Annotated in this window: 9 protein-coding genes and 1 tRNA gene; 3 read left to right on the forward strand and 7 right to left on the reverse strand. The window is 55.5% G+C overall.

The genetic code is table 11. The features are described 5' to 3' along the window. Positions 1-378, forward strand: a 378-nt coding sequence (locus ACIQ2T_RS11125) for a hypothetical protein (RefSeq protein WP_397590867.1), incomplete at its 5' end; no start/stop codon positions are given. On the opposite strand, the gene rplA is transcribed toward ACIQ2T_RS11125, so the two are convergent. The 4 genes from rplA to secE all read right to left on the reverse strand — a co-directional run bounded on the left by rplA (position 344) and on the right by secE (position 2,493). Next, positions 344-1,039: a 50S ribosomal protein L1 gene (rplA, locus tag ACIQ2T_RS11130; RefSeq protein ID WP_306063499.1), complete on the reverse strand. Its 696-nt coding sequence runs from the start codon at positions 1,037-1,039 to the stop codon at positions 344-346. The two genes, ACIQ2T_RS11125 and rplA, sit on opposite strands and share 35 nt — an antisense overlap. A 4-nt stretch (positions 1,040-1,043) precedes the next feature. Next, the gene (gene rplK, locus ACIQ2T_RS11135) at positions 1,044-1,475 is read right to left on the reverse strand and encodes a 50S ribosomal protein L11 (protein ID WP_397590868.1); all 432 of its coding nucleotides are present in this window, start codon (positions 1,473-1,475) and stop codon (positions 1,044-1,046) included. A 238-nt stretch (positions 1,476-1,713) separates the two neighbouring features. Beyond that, positions 1,714-2,250 (reverse strand): transcription termination/antitermination protein NusG, encoded by a 537-nt coding sequence (gene nusG / locus ACIQ2T_RS11140; RefSeq protein ID WP_397590869.1) that lies wholly within the window; start codon positions 2,248-2,250, stop codon positions 1,714-1,716. 42 nt (positions 2,251-2,292) lie between these two features. Next, positions 2,293-2,493: a preprotein translocase subunit SecE gene (gene secE, locus ACIQ2T_RS11145; protein ID WP_397583050.1), complete on the reverse strand. Its 201-nt coding sequence runs from the start codon at positions 2,491-2,493 to the stop codon at positions 2,293-2,295. Between the two features lie 250 nt (positions 2,494-2,743). On the opposite strand from secE, the gene ACIQ2T_RS11150 reads away from it, so the two are divergent. Continuing rightward, positions 2,744-3,649, forward strand: coding sequence for a DUF808 domain-containing protein (locus ACIQ2T_RS11150; protein ID WP_397590870.1), 906 nt, complete (start codon positions 2,744-2,746; stop codon positions 3,647-3,649). 60 nt (positions 3,650-3,709) lie between these two features. On the opposite strand, the gene ACIQ2T_RS11155 is transcribed toward ACIQ2T_RS11150, so the two are convergent. From ACIQ2T_RS11155 to ACIQ2T_RS11165, 3 genes are all read right to left on the reverse strand, one after another. Continuing rightward, positions 3,710-3,785 (reverse strand) — tRNA-Trp (locus ACIQ2T_RS11155). A 79-nt stretch (positions 3,786-3,864) separates the two neighbouring features. After that, positions 3,865-5,238, reverse strand: coding sequence for a glutamate--cysteine ligase (locus ACIQ2T_RS11160; protein ID WP_397590871.1), 1,374 nt, complete (start codon positions 5,236-5,238; stop codon positions 3,865-3,867). A gap of 89 nt (positions 5,239-5,327) precedes the next feature. Beyond that, the gene (locus ACIQ2T_RS11165) at positions 5,328-6,071 is read right to left on the reverse strand and encodes a 16S rRNA (uracil(1498)-N(3))-methyltransferase (RefSeq protein ID WP_397590872.1); all 744 of its coding nucleotides are present in this window, start codon (positions 6,069-6,071) and stop codon (positions 5,328-5,330) included. Positions 6,072-6,172: 101 nt separating this feature from the next. Between ACIQ2T_RS11165 and ACIQ2T_RS11170 the strand changes: the two genes are divergently transcribed. Continuing rightward, the coding region (locus ACIQ2T_RS11170; RefSeq protein WP_397590873.1) for a 4-hydroxybenzoate octaprenyltransferase at positions 6,173-6,829 on the forward strand (657 nt) is incomplete at its 3' end.

Raw genomic sequence — 6,829 nt, forward strand, 5'->3', positions numbered from 1 at the left:
GGGATGCGCGCGCAGCAGATCGACGTTGCTAACGCCTTTGCGGTCAACGCCGGTCTGGTTGGTCAACAGTGCGACTCGTTTTCCCTTGAGCGACTCCAGTCGGTCGGAGAGCAAAACTTCGATCCCGGGGGTGATATGCCTGATTGGAACTGCGATCGATTTGACAGCTTCTTCGGCTTTTGGCTGGACCGGATCACCTGCAACGGCGGCTATTGGAAGCAGCGCCATAGTAAAGACGAAAGAAAATCGCATCACCAAAGGTTATTGGAAAACGGCATGCGCCGCAAAGAAAAAGGGCCGGAGGTTTCCCTCCAGCCCTTTATGTGTTCATTGCCGAAACGCCTTAAGCGCCAGGGACATCCGCCAGATCAATCTTAAGGCCTGGGCCCATTGACGAGCTAACCGCAACGCGGCGGACATATTTGCCCTTGGAACCGCTTGGTTTGTTCTTGATGACGGCATCAACCAATGCGTCGAAATTCTTGCGCAGGTCGGAATCAGAGAAGCTCTTCTTGCCAATGCCGCTGTGGATGATCCCCTGCTTTTCAACGCGGAATTCAACCTGACCGGCCTTTGCCGCCTTAACGGCTTCAGCGACGTCCATGGTGACTGTGCCCAGCTTAGGGTTCGGCATCAGGCCCTTTGGACCCAAGGTCTTACCCAAGCGGCCAACGATGCCCATCATGTCCGGCGTTGCAATAACGCGGTCATAATCGAGATTGCCAGCCAGCATGTCTTCCATCAGGTCTTCAGCGCCGACCTTATCGGCACCAGCGGCCGTTGCCGCAGTTGCCTTGTCGCCGCGAGCGAACACAGCGACTTTCATGTCTTTACCGGTGCCGGCGGGAAGCGAAACCATGCCACGGACCATCTGGTCCGCATGACGTGGGTCAACGCCCAGGTTCAATGCGACTTCAATGGTCTCGTCGAATTTGGCAGTCGCCATTTCCTTGATTGCCTTCAACGCTTCATCAACGCCGTACAATTTGTCCGCATCGAGATGCGCGAGCGATTTTGCTTTTTTGGTCAGCTTGGCCATCGGATCAGCCCTCCACTACTTCGAGGCCCATGGCGGTAGCCGAGCCTGCGATGATTTTAACTGCTGCGTCCATGTCGTTCGCGTTGAGGTCGGCCATCTTGATGGTTGCGACTTCTTCAAGCTGCGCACGTGTGATTTTTCCAGCTGTGATCTTGCCTGGCTCTTTCGAACCGGACTTGATGCCCAAAACCTTCTTGATCAGATAGGTCGCAGGCGGTGACTTCATGGCGAAGGTAAAGCTTTTGTCAGAAAAAACTGTGATCTTCGTTGGAATTGGCGTGCCTTTTTCCATGTCGGCAGTCGCCGCATTGAATTGCTTGCAGAATTCCATGATGTTCACGCCGCGCTGACCCAATGCCGGGCCGATTGGCGGGGATGGTGTGGCTGAACCTGCAGGTACTTGCAGGCCGATATAGCCGTCAATTTTCTTGGCCATCTGTGGCCTCCTTTCATTCTTTCTCCACCGAAGCCCGCAAGGGCGAAGGCGGATCAAATTAAGCGGTCAAACAGTCGCGTCCAAATCTCTTTGGCGACAACCTCCCGCACGGGTTCCTTTGATTCTCATCGGAGGAGGGGCGCGAATAGGTGAAGTGGGCCGGAAAAGCAAGCCAAGCCTGTGGCTGGCTGGGCGGGTCCCCGGATGCTGTATCCCTTCCCTCGCAGGGAAAGAGCCATTACTTCATCAATTCGACTTCTTCAAAGTCTAGCTCGACTGGTGTTGCACGGCCAAAGATGCTGACCGATACCTTGACGCGGTTCTTGTCGAAATCGAGCTCTTCGACCATGCCGTTGAAGCTTGCAAATGGCCCGCCAAGTACCTTGACCTGATCGCCAATTTCGTAGTCCACCGAAACGCGCTTCTTTGGCGCGGCATCGAGTTCCTGCTTGGTGTTAAGGATGCGTGCTGCTTCGGCTTCAGTGATCGGCTGCGGCTTGTTGCCCGCCCCTAGAAAGCCAGTGACCTTTGCCGTGTTCTTGACCAAATGGTACACGTCATCATTCATGTTCAGCTTTGCCAGAACATAACCAGGGAAGAATTTGCGCTCCGCCTTAATCTTCTTGCCGCGGCGCACTTCCGTGACCTGTTCGGTTGGAACCTCGACAGCCTCTACCAACTGCGAGAGGCCAATGCGCTCTGCTTCAGAGAGAATCTGGTCGCGGACCTTGTTTTCAAAGCCCGAATAAGCGTGAATGATGTACCAGCGTGCCATAATATCTATTCTTTTCCCCAAAACTCTCTGTAGGGTCTGCGCTTAGCCTTCGGCGAGCGCGAGCAGTCCCTTTACGATTGCGGCGAATACCGCGTCGACGCCCAAAAAGAAAACGGCAAGGATGATGGTCATGATCAACACCATGATTGCGGTCTGCACGGTTTCCTGCCTTGTCGGCCATACCACCTTGCCGATTTCAGTCCGCACTTGACGGATGAATTCACCGGGGCTTGTCTTTGCCATATCGTTTCTTCCTGTTCGATCCCGAGGATAGCCGCCAGCGCTCCGACCGGCGGGTCGAGAGCGATATCGGTTCCCAATTCGGAAAGACTAGGTCTGTAGCGATGGATTCGCCGCAACGCAAGATACCAAACAAACGCAGGCAAGTCCGTTTAGGAAAGCGGGGCTGTGGATCGCGCATTACCGAACGGCCTTGAACTGTTGAGGTTTTTGGCTATCTCTCAAGGCTCTATCTCATCAAGGGAAATTCCACATGCCATCCGGTCTCGCTGCCTTACTTGACGATATTGCGATGATTGCCAAGGTTGCCGCTGCATCCTTAGACGATGTTGCCGCCGCAGCGGGTAAAGCGGGGAGCAAGGCGGCGGGGGTTGTTATCGACGATACCGCAGTCACCCCGCAATATGTGACCGGATTTACCCCAGACCGCGAATTGCCAATCATCTGGCGCATTGCAAAGGGTTCGTTCTTCAACAAGCTGGTGATCATATTGCCAGTTGCGTTGCTGTTGAGCCTGTTCCTGCCCTGGGCTGTAACGCCGCTTCTTATGCTGGGCGGCGCCTATCTGTGTTTTGAAGGCGCAGAGAAGGTCTGGGAAAAAATCGTGCCGCATGAGACGGAAAATCTGGTCGAGCAATTAGCGGAATTGACCAGCTCCGAACATGAACAAAATATGGTCAAAGGCGCGGTGCGTACGGATTTTATCTTGTCGGCAGAAATCATGGCAATTGCACTGAACGAGGTAAAGAACCTTGCCGAAACATCCATCTGGCTTGAGGCTGGCGTGCTGGCCGTTGTTGCGGTGGCGATCACCATCGCGGTGTATGGCGTTGTTGGCCTGATCGTGAAGATGGATGATATTGGACTGCACATGGCGGGCAAAGAAAACGGCGCTTCGCAAGCGATTGGCCGCTTTTTGGTGCAGGGCATGCCAAAATTGCTGACCGCGCTGTCGACGGTGGGTACGGCCGCGATGCTATGGGTTGGCGGGCAGATTGTCGTCCACGGCTTTGGCATCCATCCCGCAGAGTTTTTGGGCCTATATGAAGGGGCGTTGGCTTGGGTCGCCGATGCGGCGATGAGCGGCGTCGCCGGTCTTGCCATCGGTGCGGTGATTGTGTTGGTCCACCACATCTTCGCCAAGCGCAAGGCGCATTGAGTTTAGTTAAGCCGGTCAGGTAGGCGAGGGGCCGTAAATACCTTTAAAAGTGAAAGAAAATGGCAGGAGTTGGGGGACTCGAACCCACGGCCCTCGGTTTTGGAGACCGATGCTCTACCAACTGAGCTAAACTCCTGCACTTCGCACTTCTACGAAGAATGGTGCCTTTAACGCCGATATGCGCACGGGGCAAGTCTGCTTTCGATACTAATCGATTAGAAGCTCATTTCGTCATAGACGCGCGATACATCGCCGCCCCATTCGCCATGAAATTTGTCGAGCAGCTGTTCGGCGACGGTTTTGCCGCTGGCGACGATTTCGCGCAATGGGTCAAGATATCCGGTTTCATTGTCGCCGCTGCCGTTGAGGCAGTTGCGGGCAGCCAAGCCAGAAGATGAGATATCCAATATGCGGCCAGCCAGATCCAGCAGCTTGCCACCGCCAGGAATTGCTGCGTTCAACCCTTGCGCTGGAACTGCACTGCGCAGCGTTTCGCGCTCTTCCATGGTCCAATGCTTTACCTCGTCCCATGCAGCGTCAAGGGCAGCTTGATCATAGAGCAAGCCGACCCAGAAAGCAGGCAGGGCGCAAATGCGGTTCCATGGGCCACCATCGGCGCCGCGCATTTCCAAGAAGCTTTTCAGGCGCACTTCAGGAAAAGCGGTCGACATGTGGTCTTCCCAGTCGCTCACCGTGGGTTTTTCGCCCGGCAGAACCGAAAGCTCACCCTTTAAGAAGTCGCTGAAATCCAAACCCGCCGCGTCAATATACTTGCCGTCACGGTAGACGAAATACATCGGCACCTTCAGCATATAATCGACGTATTGTTCATAGCCGAAATTGGCGTCGAACACGAATGGCAACATGCCCGTACGCTGCGAGTCCGTGTCGGACCAGATATGGCTGCGGTAGGACAGGAAGCCGTTGGGTTTGCCTTCCAAGAAAGGCGAATTTGCAAACAAGGCCGTGGCCAAGGGCTGAAGCGCAAGCGACGTACGGAACTTATGTGCCATGTCGGCTTCGCTCGCATAATCAAGATTGACCTGAATCGTGCATGTGCGCAGCATCATATCAAGGCCCATGCTGCCAACACGTGGCATATGCCGCAGCATGATGTCGTAACGGCCCTTGGGCATGACGGGCAGTTCGGCGCGTGTCTTGTCCGGCCAAAGCCCAAGGCCCAAAAAGCTGGTGTTGGTCTTGTCGCCAATGGCTTTGACCTGCTTCAAATGCCGCCCGGTCTCGGCGCAGGTTTGGTGCAGATTCTCAAGCGGCGCGCCCGACAGTTCAAGTTGGCCCGCAGGCTCAAGACTTATGGCACCGTCGCTGCCGCTCATCGCGATAACTTTGCCGTTTTCGTAAATAGGCTCCCAACCGAACTCGGTCATCGCCATTAACAGGTCGCGAATACCGCCCGGTTCATCATAAGACGGCGCGTGATGGTCACTGCGGTTATAGACAAATTTCTCATGCTCGGTGCCGATGCGCCAACGGCCCTTCGGTTTTTCCCCCTTGGCAATCGCAGCGACCAATTGATCGCGAGTTTCAATGACGGGATCTTTAAAGTCCGAAGTTGTTTTTGTGCTCATGCCGGCCGTTTAGAAATGTCACCGCGAGATTGCCAGCAGATTTATGTGGTTATGTCATACAGTATTGAACGAGTAAGTCGCGGCATAAGCTACGCCGACCAATCGCCGTTCTTTGCCATCCAAACGGAAATAGCAGTGACCGCGGCGGTGTCGGTGCGCAATATACGCGGGCCAAGCGATACTGGTCGCGCGTTCGGATGTGCGCGGATGGCCGCATTTTCACTGTCTGTGAAGCCACCTTCTGGCCCGATTAACACTGCGCCAGGTCCGGCCGTAATGGCGTCTAGAAACGGTTCGCCACCGCGTTCATCGCAGAAATAGAGCGTTCGTTCGGTTGGCCATTTTTGTAACAGCGCCTCGATTCGGGTGAGCGTTGCAATCTGCGGTAACGCGGTGCGCTCGCATTGCTCGGCGGCTTCAATCATATGCATGCGCAGGCGATCATCCTTGACCTTATCCACTACGCAGCGCGCGGTCAGCATAGGCACAAAGCGCGATATGCCAAGCTCGCACGCTTTTTCGGCGATCCAGTCAAACCGATCCTTTTTAACGAGCGCCTGACATATCCATAGGTCCGGGCTGAGTTCACGATCACGCAACTTGGTGTCGACTGTGAGATCAAGGTCGCGTTTGCCCAGATGTGCTATGGTCGCAAGATATTCCCCAGAAATATCGTCAAACAGCTTTACCGGCGCACCCTCTTTCAGGCGCATGACGCCTGTGAGGTAATGCGCGCTGTTGCCAGCGATGTTCAGGGTCGCGCCCACGGCCAGCGGTTGTTCCACAAACAACCGTGGTGTCGATTTTGGGGGCCAGGCGGGTGTTGCGGGCATATCTCGCGTCTACCCACAAATAGGGCTGCCGTCATCTCCCAACTGAACCCGCGCGAACTTCGCAGATGACGCGCAGGATTAATTTTGGCAGTGCCCGCGTTATGACATCGAATCTTGTCCCCGACAGCGAGCATAGCGGCATCATTGGACTGCTGCCGGTGAAGCTGCGCGCGTTGGCCCTTTTGGCGCGATTGGACCGTCCCATTGGCTGGTGGCTGTTGTTTTGGCCCTGTATATTCGGGCTGGCGCTATCGGGTGGGCTTATCCAGCGCTGGGACCTTGCTTTGTGGATGCTGCTGGGCGCGATCGTGATGCGCGGGGCGGGGTGCGTGTATAATGATATCGTGGACCGCCATCTGGATGCGCAAGTCGCGCGCACTGCGTCACGGCCGTTGCCCAGTGGCGATATTGGCGTGCAGGCGGCATGGGCGTTTCTGCTTGGCTTGTGCGCGATTGGCCTGCTGGTGCTCATTCAGCTCCGTTGGGAGGCGCAGATTGCCGCCTTGGGCAGCATCCTTTTGGTTGCGGCATATCCGTTTATGAAGCGCATAACCTGGTGGCCGCAGCTTTGGCTTGGACTGGTGTTTAGCTGGGGCGCATTGGTTGGTTGGGTCGCCATTACCGGAGAGGCCAATGCTGCCATGTTCTGGCTTTATGCCGGCACGATATTCTGGGTCGTTGGCTATGACACCATCTATGCCATGCAGGACCGCGAAGACGATGCGTTGGTCGGGATTAAATCGAGCGCCTTGCGGCTT

The organism is Sphingorhabdus sp., from assembly GCF_044357595.1.
In the GTDB taxonomy this organism is placed as follows: domain Bacteria; phylum Pseudomonadota; class Alphaproteobacteria; order Sphingomonadales; family Sphingomonadaceae; genus Sphingorhabdus_B.

What these genes read in the sequence shown, in the direction of transcription:
- rplA (WP_306063499.1), bottom strand. Translation starts at nt 1,039, where the DNA reads ATGGCCAAGCTGACCAAAAAAGCAAAATCGCTCGCGCATCTCGATGCG.
- rplK (WP_397590868.1), bottom strand. Translation starts at nt 1,475, where the DNA reads ATGGCCAAGAAAATTGACGGCTATATCGGCCTGCAAGTACCTGCAGGT.
- nusG (WP_397590869.1), bottom strand. Translation starts at nt 2,250, where the DNA reads ATGGCACGCTGGTACATCATTCACGCTTATTCGGGCTTTGAAAACAAG.
- secE (WP_397583050.1), bottom strand. Translation starts at nt 2,493, where the DNA reads ATGGCAAAGACAAGCCCCGGTGAATTCATCCGTCAAGTGCGGACTGAA.
- ACIQ2T_RS11150 (WP_397590870.1), top strand. Translation starts at nt 2,744, where the DNA reads ATGCCATCCGGTCTCGCTGCCTTACTTGACGATATTGCGATGATTGCC.
- ACIQ2T_RS11160 (WP_397590871.1), bottom strand. Translation starts at nt 5,238, where the DNA reads ATGAGCACAAAAACAACTTCGGACTTTAAAGATCCCGTCATTGAAACT.
- ACIQ2T_RS11165 (WP_397590872.1), bottom strand. Translation starts at nt 6,071, where the DNA reads ATGCCCGCAACACCCGCCTGGCCCCCAAAATCGACACCACGGTTGTTT.